Origin of the sequence: Marinobacter mobilis (genome assembly GCF_900106945.1) — a bacterium.
Lineage (GTDB): Bacteria > Pseudomonadota > Gammaproteobacteria > Pseudomonadales > Oleiphilaceae > Marinobacter > Marinobacter mobilis.
Map to the genome: position 1 here is coordinate 317082 of NZ_FNNE01000002.1, position 16431 is coordinate 333512.

Annotated in this window: 15 protein-coding genes; 6 read left to right on the forward strand and 9 right to left on the reverse strand. The window is 58.1% G+C overall.

Features of this window, described 5'->3' with window-relative positions; translation table 11 throughout:
- Window positions 1-15 precede the first annotated feature (15 nt).
- The gene (gene serA / locus BLV11_RS04035) at window positions 16-1245 is read right to left on the reverse strand and encodes a phosphoglycerate dehydrogenase (protein ID WP_091811669.1); all 1230 of its coding nucleotides are present in this window, start codon (window positions 1243-1245) and stop codon (window positions 16-18) included.
- A 191-nt stretch (window positions 1246-1436) separates the two neighbouring features.
- On the opposite strand from serA, the gene BLV11_RS04040 reads away from it, so the two are divergent.
- On the forward strand, window positions 1437-2828 hold the full coding sequence (locus BLV11_RS04040; protein ID WP_091811837.1) for an FAD-binding oxidoreductase: 1392 nt from the start codon (window positions 1437-1439) through the stop codon (window positions 2826-2828).
- Window positions 2828-3511: an SIR2 family NAD-dependent protein deacylase gene (locus tag BLV11_RS04045; protein ID WP_091811670.1), complete on the forward strand. Its 684-nt coding sequence runs from the start codon at window positions 2828-2830 to the stop codon at window positions 3509-3511. Before BLV11_RS04040 ends, BLV11_RS04045 begins: the two co-directional genes overlap by 1 nt.
- 37 nt (window positions 3512-3548) lie before the next feature.
- Here the strand turns inward: BLV11_RS04045 and BLV11_RS04050 are convergent, their stop codons facing one another.
- The 5 genes from BLV11_RS04050 to BLV11_RS04070 all read right to left on the reverse strand — a co-directional run bounded on the left by BLV11_RS04050 (window position 3549) and on the right by BLV11_RS04070 (window position 8249).
- Window positions 3549-4859 (reverse strand): ABC1 kinase family protein, encoded by a 1311-nt coding sequence (locus BLV11_RS04050; protein ID WP_091811671.1) that lies wholly within the window; start codon window positions 4857-4859, stop codon window positions 3549-3551.
- A gap of 37 nt (window positions 4860-4896) precedes the next feature.
- A complete protein-coding gene (locus BLV11_RS04055) occupies window positions 4897-5571 on the reverse strand; it encodes a fumarylacetoacetate hydrolase family protein (RefSeq protein ID WP_091811672.1) in 675 nt (224 codons plus the stop codon).
- A 13-nt stretch (window positions 5572-5584) separates the two neighbouring features.
- Window positions 5585-6127, reverse strand: a complete 543-nt coding sequence (locus BLV11_RS04060) for an adenine phosphoribosyltransferase (protein ID WP_091811673.1) — start codon at window positions 6125-6127, stop codon at window positions 5585-5587.
- Between the two features lie 28 nt (window positions 6128-6155).
- The gene (locus tag BLV11_RS04065) at window positions 6156-7454 is read right to left on the reverse strand and encodes an NCS2 family permease (protein WP_091811674.1); all 1299 of its coding nucleotides are present in this window, start codon (window positions 7452-7454) and stop codon (window positions 6156-6158) included.
- 180 nt (window positions 7455-7634) lie between these two features.
- A complete protein-coding gene (locus BLV11_RS04070; RefSeq protein WP_091811675.1) occupies window positions 7635-8249 on the reverse strand; it encodes a trimeric intracellular cation channel family protein in 615 nt (204 codons plus the stop codon).
- A 268-nt stretch (window positions 8250-8517) separates the two neighbouring features.
- Between BLV11_RS04070 and BLV11_RS04075 the strand changes: the two genes are divergently transcribed.
- From BLV11_RS04075 to BLV11_RS04090, 4 genes are all read left to right on the forward strand, one after another.
- Window positions 8518-9498, forward strand: coding sequence for an NADPH:quinone oxidoreductase family protein (locus BLV11_RS04075; protein ID WP_091811676.1), 981 nt, complete (start codon window positions 8518-8520; stop codon window positions 9496-9498).
- A gap of 146 nt (window positions 9499-9644) precedes the next feature.
- Complete coding sequence (locus tag BLV11_RS04080; RefSeq protein ID WP_091811677.1) at window positions 9645-10448, forward strand: formate/nitrite transporter family protein; 804 nt, start codon at window positions 9645-9647, stop codon at window positions 10446-10448.
- Between the two features lie 81 nt (window positions 10449-10529).
- Window positions 10530-10901, forward strand: a complete 372-nt coding sequence (locus tag BLV11_RS04085) for a hypothetical protein (RefSeq protein ID WP_091811678.1) — start codon at window positions 10530-10532, stop codon at window positions 10899-10901.
- 168 nt (window positions 10902-11069) lie between these two features.
- Window positions 11070-11657 (forward strand): GNAT family N-acetyltransferase, encoded by a 588-nt coding sequence (locus BLV11_RS04090; protein ID WP_091811679.1) that lies wholly within the window; start codon window positions 11070-11072, stop codon window positions 11655-11657.
- Window positions 11658-11714: 57 nt separating this feature from the next.
- On the opposite strand, the gene BLV11_RS04095 is transcribed toward BLV11_RS04090, so the two are convergent.
- From BLV11_RS04095 to BLV11_RS04105, 3 genes are all read right to left on the reverse strand, one after another.
- Complete coding sequence (locus BLV11_RS04095; RefSeq protein WP_091811680.1) at window positions 11715-13544, reverse strand: long-chain-acyl-CoA synthetase; 1830 nt, start codon at window positions 13542-13544, stop codon at window positions 11715-11717.
- 72 nt (window positions 13545-13616) lie between these two features.
- Window positions 13617-14444, reverse strand: a complete 828-nt coding sequence (locus BLV11_RS04100; protein ID WP_091811681.1) for an SDR family oxidoreductase — start codon at window positions 14442-14444, stop codon at window positions 13617-13619.
- 11 nt (window positions 14445-14455) lie between these two features.
- Window positions 14456-16423: an acetyl/propionyl/methylcrotonyl-CoA carboxylase subunit alpha gene (locus BLV11_RS04105; protein WP_091811682.1), complete on the reverse strand. Its 1968-nt coding sequence runs from the start codon at window positions 16421-16423 to the stop codon at window positions 14456-14458.
- Between the last annotated feature and the right edge of the window lie 8 nt (window positions 16424-16431).

A 16431-nucleotide genomic window follows, 5' to 3' on the forward strand; every position in this document is an offset into this window, starting at 1 on the left:
TCTGAATCAATGGACTCAGAACAGTACCCGGCAACGCACAGTGCCCTTGACGGACTTGAGCTTCTCAAGAGCCAGCTCGCTGTATTCCTTGTCTACATCAATCACCACATAACCAATTTCTTCCTTGGTTTGCAGGTACTGACCGCAGATGTTGATGCCGTTCTCTGAGAACACCTGGTTGATCTCGGACATCACGCCCGGCACGTTCTCGTGGATGTGCAGCAGGCGGTGCTGGTTGGGATGAGAAGGCAGGGCCACTTCCGGGAAGTTCACCGAGGAGACAGAGGTGCCGTTGTCGCTGTACATGGACATTTTTTCGCCCACTTCGCGACCGATGTTCTCCTGGGCTTCCATGGTGGAGCCACCAATGTGCGGTGTCAGGATGATGTTGTCGAATTCACGCAGCGGTGATACGAACTCTTCATCGTTGCCTTTCGGCTCGACCGGGAATACATCAACCGCTGCGCCCAGCAGTTTGCCACTGCGAACGGCTTCAGCCAGCGCGTCGATATCGACAACCGTGCCGCGGGAGGCGTTCATCAGAATGCTGCCGGGCTTCATCTGGGCGAACTGCTCGGCACCAAACATGTACTTGGTGGCGGGCGTTTCCGGCACGTGCAGGCTGACGACATCGGAGATGTTCAGCAGCTCGTGCAGAGTGCCAACCTGGGTGGCGTTACCGAGAGGCAGCTTTGAAACCACATCGTAGAAGTAGACATCCATGCCGAGGGCTTCAGCCAGTACGCTGAACTGGGTGCCGATGCTGCCGTAGCCGATGATGCCCAGCTTCTTGCCGCGGATTTCGTAGCTGTTCTTGGCAGACTTGATCCACTCGCCACGGTGAGCCTTGGCGCTCTTTTCCGGTACGCCGCGGAGCAGCAGGATCGCCTGAGCCAGAACCAGCTCGGCAACACTGCGGGTGTTGGAGTAGGGGGCGTTGAAGACCGCGATACCGCGACGGGTGGCGGCTTTCAGGTCCACCTGGTTGGTACCGATACAGAAACAGCCTACTGCCACCAGCTTCTTGGCGGCATCAAACACCCGCTCAGTCAGCTGGGTTCTCGAACGGATACCGACGAAGTGAGCGTCGGCGATCTTTTCAACGAGATCGTCCTCAGCCAGCGAGTGAGTCAGGTACTCGATGTTCGTGTAACCTGCGGCATTGAGGGTATCAATTGCGGATTGATGCACGCCTTCCAGCAGCAGGATCCGGATTTTGCTCTTTTCGAGAGACGTATTTGACATGGGCTTGCTTCCAGACCTTTCGTCGCGTCGTATGACCGTAATGTCACCTGTAAACCCTGCCACGAAGCGGCAGGCTCACAGAACAGGGGCGGTATGATACCATAAACGCAAATTTTCACAGCGCGTCAGATGACATGGAGCAATTCTCGGATTTGACAGCTGCCCAAACCTTTACAGAGACCGAAAACCGCATGAACGCCGAACAGATCATTGCCACGCTAAAGACCCTGGTAGACGATGGCAAAGTCCTGACCGATCCCTCTGACCTGGACACCTATGGAAAGGACTGGACCAAAATCTATCCGCCGAAGCCCATGGCCATTGTGTTCCCGAAAACGACCGAACAGGTGCAGGCTCTGGTGAAGTTTGCCAACGAACATCAGGTTGCTCTGGTGCCTTCTGGTGGTCGTACGGGGCTGAGCGCGGGTGCGGTGGCTGCCAACGGCGAAGTCGTGGTGGCGTTCGACTACATGAATCAGATCATTGATTTCAGTGCCAGTGACCGCACTGTTCGCTGCCAGGCGGGGGTAATCACGGAACAGCTGCAAAACTTTGCAGAGGAAAATGGCCTGTATTACCCGGTAGATTTTGCCTCTGCGGGCTCCAGCCAGCTTGGCGGCAACCTGTCGACCAACGCGGGCGGCATCAAGGTGATCCGTTATGGCATGAGCCGTGATTGGGTGGCGGGCCTGAAAGTCGTGACTGGCAAGGGCGATATCCTTGAGCTCAACAAGGATCTGGAGAAGAACAATACCGGTTACGACTTGCGTCACCTGTTTATAGGTGCCGAAGGGACGCTGGGCTTTATCACCGAAGCGACCATGAAGCTGTCGCGCAAGCCGGATAATCTGACCGTACTGGTCCTTGGGTTGAACGATCTGACCAATACCATGGATGTGCTGCAGTCGTTCCAGAAGCAGATCGACCTGACGGCCTATGAATTCTTCTCCCACCAGGCCATGCAGCATGTGCTGGCTCACGGTCAGGTTCAGGCGCCGTTTGAGACTGAGGCACCTTACTACGCGCTGTTGGAATTCGAGGCCACCTCCGATCAGGTGATGGACGATGCCATGGCGCTGTTCGAACAGTGCGTCGAGAACGGCTGGGTGCTGGATGGCGTGATCAGCCAGAGCGAAACCCAGGCCCAGAACCTTTGGCAGCTGCGGGAGCGGATTTCCGAATCCATTGCTCCGCGAACGCCGTACAAAAATGATATTTCTGTTGTGGTTTCCAAGGTGCCGCCGTTCCTTACCGAGATTGATGCAGTGGTAACCGAGCATTACCCGGATTTTGAGATCATCTGGTTCGGCCATATTGGCGACGGCAACCTGCACCTGAACATCCTCAAGCCGGAAGGTATGGCCAACGAAGATTTCTTCGAAAAATGCCAGCAGGTCAACAAGTGGGTGTTCGAGATTGTCGAGCGCCACCAGGGCAGTGTTTCTGCCGAGCACGGCGTGGGCATGACCAAGAAGCCCTATCTGCAATATACCCGCAGTGAAACCGAGATTGCCTATCTGAAGGGCATCAAGCAAGTCTTTGACCCTAAAGGTATTATGAATCCTGGCAAACTGTTCGACTGATGAAGGACCACATCGTAGTCCTGACCGGCGCTGGTATCAGCGCCGAAAGTGGTCTCTCTACTTTCCGTGATAATGGCGGTTTGTGGGAGCAGCACAGTGTCTACGATGTGGCGACCCCGGAGGCGTTTGAGCGTAATCCGGAACTGGTGTTGAGGTTCTACAACGAGCGCCGGCGCCAGTTGGCAGAGGTGGAGCCCAATCAGGCCCATCGGCTGCTGGCGGAACTGGAGCGTCGCTTTCGGGTGACGGTGATTACTCAGAATGTCGATAACCTGCATGAGCGTGGCGGTTCCAGCCACGTGATCCACCTCCATGGTGAACTTACCAAGGCCCGCAGCACCCGGTTCCCTGAGCAGGTATTTGAGATCGGATACGCCCCGATCAATCTGGGGGACTGTTGCAAGGCGGGCAGCCAGCTTCGCCCCCATATCGTCTGGTTTGGTGAGGAAGTGCCGATGATCGAGGTAGCGGCGGACGTAGCGCGTACCGCGGACCATCTGCTGATTGTGGGCACGTCGTTACAGGTCTATCCCGCGGCTGGACTGGTCCATGAAGTTGACTTCGATGTGCCCGTCACGGTCATCGACCCTGGTGAGCCTGCCGCAATCTCCCGAGCACGAGTGATTCGAAAGGGGGCCTGTGAAGGGGTGACGGAGTGGGTAAGCAGCCTGAATAAAGGGTAGGTTTGGGTGGATGCCCCAGCGGATAGCAATCCCCCATTTACTCAGCGCCTTCCAGGTATTTCTCCAACTCCGACCGAAACGCAGCTTGTACTCCTAATCGCTTCAGCATCCAGTAATGTCCGGCAATCATCCGGTCGATGAAAATGCTTTCCACCGGCGGCTTGAAATAGTCCAGATACTTGAACACTGTGCTGGTCTTGGCGGCGACTGCCTTGTGGATTTCGGATTCGGCGAAATCGTAGGGGGCCAGGCTGTCGAAGGGCCGAATCAGGATATCCCGCCACATGGCGTAATAGGCTTCATCAATGGCCGGCTTGGATTCCACCCGCGCACCCAGGTCAATCAGGTGCCGGTCCAGTGCTTCGTAGTCCTCATGCAGCGCGGCGATCAGCGCCTTGCGATAGGCCTCGACAATCTCCGGCTTGAGTTTCTTTACGCAGCCAAAGTCGTAGAGAATGACGGAGCCGTCAGGTCGATAGGCAAAGTTACCCGCATGAGGGTCGCCGTGAATGCACTGGAAGCGAAACAGCTGATCCGCCATGGTGGTAAAAATACGGTGGCCAATCTGGTTGAGGGTGTCCTGGCTGTATCGCTCTGCGGTCACCTCGCTGACATGATCCCCTTCGACCAGTTCCAGCGTCAGAACCCTGCGGGTCGAATGGCTGGGGATGGAATCGGGGATGATGACCCACGGGTCGTTTTGGTGGAACGCCCGGAACTGTTGGATATTGTGAGCCTCGTTTTCGTAGTCCAGCTCCTCCTTGAGCCGTTCCCTGATTTCGCCGAACAGCTGGTCTACGCTTTCCTTGGGCATTTTGAGCAGCCCGCCCAGCTTTAGCGCCAGCCGAAGCTGCTTCAGATCGGAATCGCAGGAATCATCCACGCCGGGGTACTGGATCTTGACGATCACATCACGGCCATCGTGTAACCGGGCCCGGTGAACCTGGCCAATGGATGCGGCGGCGTAGGGCTGTTCCTGCAGGTACTCGAACAACTCACTCAGCGGCTTGCCGAGCTCAGACTCGATCTGGCCGACAATGACCTCAAAGGGCATGGGCGGAGCTTCGCGCTGCAGCTTCTGTAGGGCATCCGAAAACTCACGGGGCAAAAAATCCTGGGTTTGCGAGGCGATCTGGCCGACTTTCATGACCGCCCCCTTGAGCTCACCCAGCGTGTCGGTGATCTGTTCTGCCATGCGGCTGTAGCTGTCGCTGCGAGACTGCTCGTCGTCGTTGCCAGTGAACAGTTTTTTTGCTTTCTGGCCAGCGTACTGGCTCGCTACCGACGCGGTCATGCCCGCCAGTTTGAAGAATCGCCCGCGTCTGGAGGTAATCGGTTTTTTTGCCATAGTGGTGTCTTGGAGTTCGCTTTAAGCCGGGGTGGGGTCAGATGACCCGGGTTTCGACAAACAGAGCGTCGTCCAGTTCCAGGGCAAGGGTCTGCCCTGAGGCCAGGGGGCCGACTCCGGCAGGGGTTCCGGTCAGCACAACGTCGCCGGGTAACAGGCTGAAGTGGTGACTGATATGGGCAATCAGTGGCAGGACGGGCAGCAGCATGTCACGGGTGTCGCCGCTCTGCTGACGATGACCGTCGATATCCAGTGTGAACGTCAGGTGGTCGTTATGGAGGTCCCTGACGAGGGTTGCCGCATCCACAAACGGTGACAGCGGGCAGGCGCCGTCAAATGCTTTTGCACGTTCCCAGGGGTGCCCCTGTGCCTTGAGCTGGCTCTGAACATCCCGCAGGGTCAGGTCCAGTGCCAGGCCGAAGCCAAGAATCGCGTCCGCAGCTTCGGTTTCGCTGGCGTTGGTCAGCTCACGGCCGATCAATACGGCCAGCTCGGTTTCAAAGTGTACTTCGCCCTGATCTTTCGGTGGATCGATAGGGCGGGTGATATGAACTGCGGAAGTGGCGGGCTTGATGAACAGCAGCGGCTCGTCCGGGACAGGGTTGTTCAGCTCCCGGGCGTGTTCGGCGTAATTGCGGCCAATACAGACGATCTTTCCCAGTGGTAGGTGGATCGTGTTTCCGTCCTTCCAATGGTGCTGGTAATCGGGCATGGCCGCACTCCTGTCATTCGCCTTCAAAGGAACAGACAGTATAAACTGCCAGGCCCTCATCGCGCAGTTTTTGCGATCCGCCAAGGTCGGGCAGGTCAATCATGGCGGCTACCTCGACAATCTCTGCACCGATACGGCGAATCAGCCGGCTTGCGGCCATCATGGTGCCTCCGGTTGCAATCAGGTCATCCACCAGAATTACTTTGTCTCCGGGGTGGAACGCGTCCTTGTGCAGCTCCACCGAGGCCGTGCCGTATTCCAGTTCGTAATCCTCCACCAACGTGTCGAACGGCAGTTTGCCTTTCTTGCGCACCAGCACCAAGCCTGCGTTCAGCTCGTAGGCAAGGGCGGAGCCAATGATAAAACCGCGGGCATCCACGGCAGCAATAGCGTCAATCTCCATGCCGTGGTAGCGGTGGACGAAAGCGTCGATCAGCTTGCGGAACGCCGTTCGGTCCTGCAGTACAGTGGTGATGTCACGGAACTGTACGCCGGGTTTGGGCCAGTCCGGTACGGTTCGAATGGCCTGTTTGATGCTCTCTGAGAAGTAGTCCATAGCAATCCTGGTTCTGTCCGGGCCGGGTTCAGGCGCCATCGAGGAAAATGAATTTCAGTACGAAGACCACGGCGATGATCGCAACGCTGGCACTCAGCTGGCACCAGCGGCCGCTCAGGGCCTTGAGTATGGCATAGGTGATAAAGCCCAGGGCGATACCGTTCGCGATAGAAAAAGTCAGCGGCATCATCAGAGCGGTGACGACCGCCGGTGCGGCTTCGGTCAGGTCGTCCCAATCGATCAGCTTCAGCCCGGAGGTCATCAGCACAGCAACGTAAAGCAGTGCCGGGGCGGTGGCGTAGGCGGGGATGATGCTGGCAATGGGGGACAACAGCAGGCAGGCCAGGAACAGTACCGCGACAACCACGGCGGTCAATCCGGTCCGCCCCCCGGCCGCGATGCCCGCGGTGGATTCGATGTAACTGGTGGTGGTGGACGTGCCCAGGGCGGCGCCAGACATGGTCGCCACGGAGTCGCTCATCAGGGCCCGGCCCAGACGGGGAAGTTTGCCGTCCTTATCCAGCAGATTGCCCCGCTGGGCGGCGCCAATCAGAGTGCCGGAGGTATCGAACAGGTCCACAAACAGGAACGCGAAAATCACGCTGATCATTGCCACATCAAGGGCGCCAGCAATGTCCAATTGCAGGAAGGTCGGTGCCAGACTCGGAGGAGCCGATACAAAACCGTCGAACTCGACCATGCCCAGCAGCATGGCGACGATGGTGACGGCAATAATGCCAATCATCACAGACCCGGTCACATTGCGGAAGGCCAGCGCGCAGATCAGCAGAAAACCGCCAAAGAACAGCAGCGCCTCTGGGGCATGAATATCGCCAAGGCCCACCAAAGTGGCGGGATGATCAACCACCACGCCGGCGTTTTTCAGGGCAATCAGGGCCAGGAAGAAACCAATACCCGCTGAAATGCCGAAGCGCAAAGACATCGGAATACTGTTAATGATCCATTCCCGCACCCGGAAAATGCTCAGCAGGAAGAAAATGAGCCCGGACATAAACACCGCACCCAGGGCAACCTGCCAGCTGTACCCCATACTGCCGACCACCGTGAACGCGAAAAATGCATTCAGGCCCATGCCGGGCGCCAGGGCAATCGGGTAGTTGGCCAGCAGGCCCATGATCAGGGTGCCGATGGCCGCCGCCAGGCAGGTGGCCACAAACACGGCGCCAAAATCCATGCCGGCGCCCTGAAGGATGCTGGGGTTGACTACGATGATGTAGGCCATGGTCAGAAAGGTTGTGATTCCTGCGATCACTTCCTTGCGGACGTCAGTGCCATGAGCCTTGAGTTGGAACAGTCTTTCGAGCATTGGGAATGTCTGCCTTAACGGGGGCTGTTGGGGAATATGAATGGAAATCTAGCTGATAAAACCCACATCGGCGGCGAACCTGGCGGTCACCGTTGCACTTTGGGTGTATGAAAAAAAGGCAATGTTACCGGTTGGCGCAGTCAGGGCCAAGTAAGGGGTGTTACCGGTAGGCGCGGAGGATTAGTGGCTGGCATCCCGCTGTAGCCGGATATCAAAGCGCACCGCCAGCAGCCGCGCTATGACAATAAACAGCAGGCCGATACTCAGTGACAGGGCTTCGCTGGCCAGCTGCCACTGGCACAGGAAATAGATCCAGCAGCCGGCAAAGGAGATGGACGCGTAAATCTGGTCCTTGCGGAAAATGAACGGTACCTCGTTACACAGAGTGTCTCGCAGCGCGCCTCCGAAGGTGCCGGTCATAACCCCGAGCAGAGAGGCAATGAACCAGGAGTGTCCCAGGTCCAGGGCCAGTTGTGCCCCGAGGATGGAGAATATGCCCAGGCCAATGGCGTCGGGCACCACAATCCGCGATTCACGAATCCGTCCCAGCCGCTGCCAATAACTGAATATGATCGCCAGGCAGAGGATAAAAATCGGTTGTTCCTGATGCTTGATCCAGTACAGGGGGTGGTTGTCCATCATCAGGTCACGGAGGGTTCCGCCGCCCAGGGCGGTAATGAAACCAATGGTGAATACTCCGACCGGGTCCATGTTCTTGGAGCGTGCCGCGATCATGCCGGAAATGGCAAACGCGACAATACCAATCATTTCAAGACCATAAATGATGTCGAACATGGTGGGCAGATCCTGGGCAGTGCTAAGTGCGAACGGGGTACTATTTTGGAGCGCGCAGGATAGCGGAAAACGCCTGTCACTTCATCATTGAGTGCTGAATTGTTGGTCAGCCGGATTAGAATTGTTTATGGCGTTTAATCAGTAAGGTTTATTTGATTCATGCTGGCGCGGGCGATAGCGTGGTCTGCTATCACTAGTATCGAAACATCGACAAAAAACGTCTGGCCGGCATCCGCACCGGATAGTGGCCACAGTGGGAATCGAAAACATGCGAGCAATTCTGTGCAAGGAATATGGCCCGGCTGAGAGCCTGGTGATTGAGGACATTGCCAGCCCGGAGGCGAAGGGACATGGGGTCAAGGTTCGGGTCAAGGCGGCAGGGCTGAACTTTCCTGACACGCTGATCATCCAGGGCAAATACCAATTCAAGCCGACCATGCCGTTTTCACCCGGTGGTGAGATGGCTGGCGAGGTGATTGCGGTGGGCGACAAGGTCACCCGGTTCAAGGTTGGTGACCGGGTTGCCGGCCTGACCGGATTTGGTGCTTTCGCGGAAGAGATTGTCGTTTCGGAGAACAATCTGTTGCCGGTTCCCGACAGTATGTCGGATGAAAAGGCCGCGGCATTCACCATGGTGTACGGAACCTCGTATTACGCCCTCAAACAGCGGGCCAACCTTCAGCCCGGGGAGACCCTGCTGGTATTGGGTGCCAGTGGTGGTGTTGGCCTGGCTGCGGTAGAGCTGGGAAAGGCCATGGGTGCGAGAGTGATTGCCGCCGCCAGTACAGCCGACAAACTTGAGGTGGCAAAGGCCGCCGGCGCTGACGAGTTGGTCAATTACACCGAAGAACCGCTCAAGGATGCCGTCAAGAAACTCACCCATGGTAAGGGGGTGGATGTTATTTACGATCCGGTGGGAGGCGACTTTACTGAACAGGCCCTGCGCACCATGGGCTGGAATGGCCGTCACCTGATCGTGGGGTTTGCCGCCGGAGACATTCCACAGATTCCAGCCAACCTGACGTTGCTGAAAGGCTGCTCCGTTGTCGGGGTATTCTGGGGCAGCTTCACCCAGCATGAACCGCAGGCAAACGCCAGTAACATGATGGAGTTGATGGCGATGTACCAGGAGGGCAAGATTGATCCGAAAATCAGCGAGGTCTTCGGCTTTGAAGACTACGCCAGTGCCCTGAATGCGCTGACCGAGCGCCGTGCCAAAGGCAAGCTCGTGCTGCGGGTAGCCTCGTAATCCACGGCCTGCAACGCCCGGCGATCACTGCCGGGCGTTGCAGGCTAAGCCCTTGTTTTCAGTGCAGGGGCCGGTGTGCTGCTACACTTGGGTATCAGGAAGGCTTCCAGCTATCAGGGAGTGGATCGCCCGGAGAGGTCACCCAGATGGATACGAATCAACAGGTCAGTGACGCCTACCCACCAACGGAAATCGCCCGTAAAGTCGAAAAAATTGGTGTAACGAAAGCGAGGCTCGACACGTTAAGCGTTCTGGTGCTCTCCGTACTGGCGGGGGCATTCATTTCACTTGGCGCTCTTTTTTACGCAGTGGTTGTGACCGACACCAGCTTGGGGTTTGGTGTGACCCGATTACTGGGGGGAGTGAGTTTCAGCCTCGGGTTGATTCTGGTGGTCGTTGCTGGTGCTGAGTTGTTCACCGGCAATAACCTGATTGCAATGGCTTGGGCCAGCGGCCTGATTCGAACCAGGGACGTTTTGAGGAGCTGGCTGCTCACTTACATTGGCAATGCCGTCGGCTGTGTTGGCACAGTCGTTCTCGTCGCGTGGAGCGGCATCGACACCTTGGCTAATGATGCCGTCGGTCGAACGGTGGTTGATATCGCCCGGTCCAAGAGCGGGCTATCGATGAGTGAGGCGTTTGCGCGGGGAATTCTCTGTAACGTGCTTGTCTGTCTCGCGGTGTGGCTTGCCATTGGAGCGCGCAGTGTCACGGACAAAATTATGGCGATTCTGTTTCCTGTGACGGCCTTTGTCGTCATGGGGTTTGAGCATTCAGTTGCAAACTGGTTTTTTCTGCCCTATGGGTTCTTTCTGGATAGTCAGGGCTTGGTGTCACTGAGTGGAGCCCTACAGAATCTGCTGCTGGTGAGTGCCGGGAATATTGTTGGCGGTACGCTGCTGGTTTCCGGCGTTTACTGGATTGCTTACCTGCGAAGAGAGCGAATCTAGCTGGCACTGGTTATTGGACGCCTGTTCCGCAGCGCTCTTGGCACAGGTGCCCGTGCCCCTGGTGTTGGTTGAGTTTATGTTATGAGTGAAAAATATCTGTGCGCATCCTGCGGTCAGTTATTCCCGACCGGCGACGCTGTCGATGGATTCACGCAAGGCTATCGTAAGGGCTTCCTTTGCCCGTTTTGTCATGCCAATCTCGAAGAAGCGGGGGAGTCGGACGATATTGTGCATCTGCGGTTCGGACTGGCCTACATGATCGCCCTGGCAGTGGTGGTTTGGCTGGGCCAAATTGACAGCTTTCAGCTGCAGATCGGTAAGCAGGGCCTCATCAATGAGATCCTGACGGTCGGTGTGTTGGCCGCAGTACCTACGGTGCCGTTCCTGATTCTGAACCGGAAGGCGGTTTGGGGCAGCCGAACCGTCTTTACCCGCAACATTCCTCATCCGTAGCCCGGGTTGTTTGCGCTGGGGCACAGAACCTTTATGTCAGGGAACAGACATGTATTTCGCCGATGATTTATCCCGAAAACGCCGTGCCCGCTGCGGTGCCTTCAGCGTGGGGGGGGATTTGGTTGTATCGACCGGGTTTGGTGTTCGGGCTGTCTTTCCGGATGACTCATGTTTATCGCTGAAACCGATCGCCTGATTCTCCGTCCCCTGGGTTATGACGACCTGGCCGATCTGGCAGACATCCTCGCTGATCCTGAGGTGATGCGGTATTCGCTACGGGGTGTATGCGACCGGGCGGCGACTTTGCGCTTCATTGACTGGTGTGTGGCCTGTTACCGGAGCCACGGACTCGGGCCCTGGGCGTTGCTGGGCCGCTCGGGCGGGGAGCTCCTTGGCTTTTGCGGTCTCGGGCCCGAGCCGGTGGGCGAGCGGGAGGAGATCAATCTAGGCTATCGTCTGGCGCGGCGCTACTGGCATCAGGGGTTCGCCACTGAGGCGGTGGACGCGGTGCTGACCCATGGCTTTCAGGCGCAACGCGTGGAATCCGTGGTCGCGATCATCGAGCCCGGCAATGTGGCGTCGTTAAGGGTCGTGGAAAAGGCAGGGTTTGGTGACTACCGGATGGAGGCGTTTCACGACCAGCCGGCGCGCATGTATCGTATGAGTGTTGAGCAATGGCGGCAGCTGGGCAAGCCCCTTTCCCGCTTGGGCCGGCGCCCGTCCGCAGTGGTGAACCCGGGGCAGGAAGCCGATTGATATCAGAACAAATCAAAAAGGGGGCGAACGCCCCCTTTTTGATTCAGCGACGGTTGATCAGAAACGGACCTTGCCGTCGTTGATCTCTTTCTCCAGTTCTGCCGTCACCAGTGTGTATTCCTGGGTTTTCGGCAACCAGACGTAGACGTCGTCTTCCGCTTTTTCAGTGGAGTAAGCCATCTTCTGGATGTCCACCTTACGGTACTTGAAGGTACCGGTTTTCTCGATGCCGTCGGTCACCCGGATAAACACCGGAATGGCGTAGGCGGGCAGGTTGGCGTTGAGGTAATTGAACAGGCCCTGGACATCGAAACCTGCTTTGCCTTGCTGCGGAACCAGAGTGACCATACCGGCCTTGCCGTTGGTATTGGGGATTTCGACGCCGTAGCCGATGGCCTCTTCCACCAGGCCGGAACCATCAATGATGTTTTCCACCTCAGTGGTCGATACGTTCTCGCCCTTCCAGCGGAAAGTGTCACCCATGCGATCAACGAACTGCAGGTGACGGAAGCCGATCTCCCGCAGTACATCGCCGGTATTGAACCACTGGTCGCCGTTCTTGAAGGCGTTGCGGAGGATGGACTTTTCAGTGGCTTCTTTTTGCGTATAGCCTTCAAATGACCACTTCTTGGTGATCTCGCCAATCAGCAGTCCGGGCTCGCCGGCCTTTACCTCTTCCATGAAGCCTTTCTTGTTACGGATCGGATCGCGGGTACCTTCATGGAACTTCACCAGCTTGTAGGGTGCGGTGGAGAAGCCGACGGTGTTGTCCATGTTGAAGAAGTTGCTGAAGCCGATGTTGCCTTCACTGGAGGCGTACAACTCGGCAACGGTATCGATACCGAAGCGGTCCTTGAACGGCTTCCAGATGGACGGGCGAAGGCCATTGCCGATCATCTTGGTCAGGCTGTGGTTGCGGTCCTGAGGGCTGGCGGGCTGGTTCAGCAGGTAGCGGCACAGCTCACCAACGTAACCGAAGGTGGTGGCCTTATAGCGACGGACGTCGTCCCAGAATGCACTGGCAGAAAACTTGCGCCGCAGGGCAATAGCAGAGCCGCCGGCGATCACCGAGCCCCAGCACACCAGCAGGGCAGTGCCGTGGTACAGCGGCAGGGTGCAGTAGAGCACGTCTTCGGGCTGCATGCTCAGGGACATCAGGCCAAAGCCGCCGTAGGCCTTGACGAACTTGCGATGGCTGCCGGGGGCGGCCTTGGGCAACCCTGTGGTGCCTGAGGTGAACAGATAGACCGCGGTATCACCCAGTTTCGGTGGATTGGCGACCGCAGGGTTCACGCCCTGATAGGCGCTGACCTGTTCTGCCAGGTTTACGTACCCTTTGGGGGCATCACCAAAACCGCTGCGGGTATTTTCATCGGCCAGGAACAGGAAGGGCTGGTCCTGGTTGATGTCGATCTGGTCGCGAACCTGGTCAAACACCTCCGTCAGTTCTCCGCCAACCACGACCAGCTTGGGCTTGATCAGGTTGATGCTGTGTTCCAGCACCCGCCCCTTCTGAGAGGTGTTGAGCATGGCGCAGGCAACACCGAGTTTGGCTGCACCCGCCACAACGGCGAGCAGCTCCGGCCGGTTCTCCAGGAAAATGGCGATCGAGTCGCCTTTGGCCAGTCCACGGGCACGGAAGTAGTGGGCAAAACGGTTGGCCCAGGCGTTGAAGTCCTGCCAGTTGATGCTGATATCTTCGTACAGCACCGCTGGACGCTGGGGGAACTTCTCGGCGTTATGCTCAATCAGGGTGCCCAGGGTCAGGTCTTTGTTATCATCCTTGACGGAGTAGTAGTAAAAGCCCTTGGCGATGGAAGGGAAGCGCCGCAGTATGCCAGGCAGACTGCGGACCAGGTCACGTGCGGAAACATTGTTGTCGGTCATGCGGTTATCCGTTCGGGTTTGGCGAGTTTATACGTTGTAATTCAAGCCCGGGGATTCGCAGGACCCCGGCAATCAGTCGAGAAACAGATCCGGCAACAGCGGCTTGTCTCCCTGGGCAAAACGGTAGTGATCGAACTCGGTCACTCCTGCTGCCCGCAGTACGTCTTCATCAATCAGCGCCTGACCGGACAGGGACTGATCGGCTGTCGCCAGAATGCCGACGGCAGCGTCCGCCATGATGTCGGGCTTGCGACCCTGGGCCATCAGCGTGGGACCGCCTGCCTCGAATTCGATGGCAGCAGTGGAAATCAGCGTCTTCGGCCACAGTGAACAGACACTGATGCCGTGGCGACGGAATTCCTCTGCCATGCCCATGGTCAGCATGGTCATGGCGTATTTCGTGGTGGTATATGGCCCATACTGGGCGAACCACTTTGGCTTCAGGTTCAGCGGCGGTGACAGGCTCAGAATGTGGGCCTGGGATGACTGCTTTAGCCAGGGCAATGCCGCCTGGCTGCATACAAAGACCGCCCGCGCGTTCACCTGATGCATCAGGTCGTACCGGCTGGCCTTGAGTTTTTCCACGCCCTGAAGGCGTATCGCGCCAGCGTTGTTGACCAGCATATCGAGTCCGCCAAAGTGACGGGCGGCCTCATCGATGCGGGCTTTCACCATGTCTTCATCGCGCACATCCAGCACCAGTGGCAGAGCTTCGCCACCGAGTTCGCGCACCTCGTCGGCGACGGTATGAATCGTGCCGGGCAGTTTGGGGTGGGGGCTGTCGGACTTTGCGGCAATCACCACCCGAGCGCCCTCCCGAGCGCACGCCAGCGCTATTGCGCGGCCTATGCCCCTGCTTGCTCCTGTAATAAATACGGTCTTGTCGGTCAGTCTGTTCATGATCGGGGTTCTCAGGTTGTGGAAGTGTGTTCGGCGTGGTCGGACTGCACTTCGACCAGCAACTGCTGGCGACGTACCTGATCACCTGCTGACGTATGGAGCCGAATGACCTGGCCATCGCGGTCCGCTTTGACCGGGTGCTCCATCTTCATCGCTTCCAGAACCACCAGAACATCACCCTGGTGAACCTGCTGACCTTCCTCCACCATGACTGCCACGATGGCCCCATCCATGGTTGCCCGTACCTGGCCGGAACCACAGAGGGAACCGGATTCGGGCGGCTGGTGGGTGACATCGCGCAAGTGCACGGTGTGGCCGGACTGCTGCAAATATAGGTGATCGCCGCAGCGCTGATATTGGCACCTGTGACGAGTGCCATTGTCGATATAGCATAGCTGGTCGCTTTCCAGGCCAATCAGTTCCAGCTCGCAGTCTTGCTGGTCATGGCTGACAAAGAGACGGCTGCCCTGGTGGCGAACCAGTAATTCAAAGCGGGTCTCGTTGCTGGCGAGAATCACCGGCACCTGGGTCGCCAGGGCATTGCTCCAGGCCACCTGCTGGTCCTTTCGGACGCATAGAACGGCCGCCGCCAGGGCCAGCTCTCGCAGTGTGGGAGGGTGCATGGACAGGGACGGATCTGTGGCAAAGTCCTGGCCCAGAAACGCCGTGGTGGCTTCGCCTGCAGCAAAGGTGTCGTGGCCGATAATCCGGCTCAGAAAGTGACGGTTGGTGGTGACACCAAAAATCTGACTGTCCTCCAGTGTCCGCAGCAGTCGCCGCCGGGCGTCGTCACGGGTTTGGCCCCAGGCGATCACTTTGGCCAGCATCGGATCGTAGTGAGGGCTGACGATGTCGCCGCTGCGTACACCGCTGTCGATGCGGATGCCCTCCCCAGTGACAGGCTCAAACCTGTCCAGACGACCGGTTTGCGGGGTAAATCCGCTGGCGGGGTCCTCGGCATACAGTCGTACTTCAATGGCGTGGCCGTTAAGGGCAATCTGCTCCTGTGCCAGCGGCAGCTGCTGCCCTTCGGCTACGGCGAGCTGCCAGGCTACCAGATCCTGACCCGTGATCAGTTCAGTAACCGGGTGTTCCACCTGCAGGCGGGTATTCATTTCCAGGAAGTAGAAGTTACGGTCACTATCCACCAGGAATTCCACCGTGCCGGCGCCCCGGTAACCGCAGGCCTGGGCGGCCTTGACGGCGGCCTCGCCCATGGCTTGTCGCAGCTCTGGAGTGACGAACGGTGAGGGGGCCTCTTCGACCACTTTCTGATGACGACGCTGGATGGAACAGTCCCGTTCGCCCAGGTAAACGGCGTTGCCGTGATTGTCTGCGAACACCTGGATTTCAATGTGCCGCGGTTGCAGTACAGCCTTTTCCAGAATCAGTTCGTCGTCGCCGAAGGCCTGTTTTGCTTCGGAGCGGGCGCGGGCGATGTTATCGGCCAGTTGCGATGGATCTTCCACCAACCGCATGCCGCGGCCGCCACCACCGGCGGAGGCCTTGATCATCAGTGGAAAGCCGATGTCTCGGGCGGCAGCCAGCAATTGCTCATCGCTGGCGTTATCGCCTTCGTAGCCGGGCACGACCGGAACGCCGGCTGCCTGCATGGCAATCTTGGAGCGGCGTTTGCTGCCCATCAGGTCAATGGCGTCTGCGGGGGGGCCGACGAAGACCAGGCCGGCCTCTTCGCAGGCGCGGGCAAATCCGGCGTTTTCGGACAGGAAACCGTAACCCGGGTGAATGCAGTCGGCGCCGGTCCTGCGGGCTGCCTCCAGGATGGCCTCGGCATTCAGGTAGGAGGCCGAAACCTGGGCAGGGCCAATCAGGGCCGCCTCATCAGCCTCCTCGACATGGACGGCACGGGCGTCGGCCTCGGAGTACACCGCTACGGTGCGGTAACCCAGAGCGCGGGCGGTGCGGATAACCCGAACGGCAATTTCCCCACGGTTGGCAATCAACAGTTTCTTTAGCATGCCCGATC

What these genes read in the sequence shown, in the direction of transcription:
- serA (WP_091811669.1), bottom strand. Translation starts at nt 1,245, where the DNA reads ATGTCAAATACGTCTCTCGAAAAGAGCAAAATCCGGATCCTGCTGCTG.
- BLV11_RS04040 (WP_091811837.1), top strand. Translation starts at nt 1,437, where the DNA reads ATGAACGCCGAACAGATCATTGCCACGCTAAAGACCCTGGTAGACGAT.
- BLV11_RS04045 (WP_091811670.1), top strand. Translation starts at nt 2,828, where the DNA reads ATGAAGGACCACATCGTAGTCCTGACCGGCGCTGGTATCAGCGCCGAA.
- BLV11_RS04050 (WP_091811671.1), bottom strand. Translation starts at nt 4,859, where the DNA reads ATGGCAAAAAAACCGATTACCTCCAGACGCGGGCGATTCTTCAAACTG.
- BLV11_RS04055 (WP_091811672.1), bottom strand. Translation starts at nt 5,571, where the DNA reads ATGCCCGATTACCAGCACCATTGGAAGGACGGAAACACGATCCACCTA.
- BLV11_RS04060 (WP_091811673.1), bottom strand. Translation starts at nt 6,127, where the DNA reads ATGGACTACTTCTCAGAGAGCATCAAACAGGCCATTCGAACCGTACCG.
- BLV11_RS04065 (WP_091811674.1), bottom strand. Translation starts at nt 7,454, where the DNA reads ATGCTCGAAAGACTGTTCCAACTCAAGGCTCATGGCACTGACGTCCGC.
- BLV11_RS04070 (WP_091811675.1), bottom strand. Translation starts at nt 8,249, where the DNA reads ATGTTCGACATCATTTATGGTCTTGAAATGATTGGTATTGTCGCGTTT.
- BLV11_RS04075 (WP_091811676.1), top strand. Translation starts at nt 8,518, where the DNA reads ATGCGAGCAATTCTGTGCAAGGAATATGGCCCGGCTGAGAGCCTGGTG.
- BLV11_RS04080 (WP_091811677.1), top strand. Translation starts at nt 9,645, where the DNA reads ATGGATACGAATCAACAGGTCAGTGACGCCTACCCACCAACGGAAATC.
- BLV11_RS04085 (WP_091811678.1), top strand. Translation starts at nt 10,530, where the DNA reads ATGAGTGAAAAATATCTGTGCGCATCCTGCGGTCAGTTATTCCCGACC.
- BLV11_RS04090 (WP_091811679.1), top strand. Translation starts at nt 11,070, where the DNA reads ATGTTTATCGCTGAAACCGATCGCCTGATTCTCCGTCCCCTGGGTTAT.
- BLV11_RS04095 (WP_091811680.1), bottom strand. Translation starts at nt 13,544, where the DNA reads ATGACCGACAACAATGTTTCCGCACGTGACCTGGTCCGCAGTCTGCCT.
- BLV11_RS04100 (WP_091811681.1), bottom strand. Translation starts at nt 14,444, where the DNA reads ATGAACAGACTGACCGACAAGACCGTATTTATTACAGGAGCAAGCAGG.
- BLV11_RS04105 (WP_091811682.1), bottom strand. Translation starts at nt 16,423, where the DNA reads ATGCTAAAGAAACTGTTGATTGCCAACCGTGGGGAAATTGCCGTTCGG.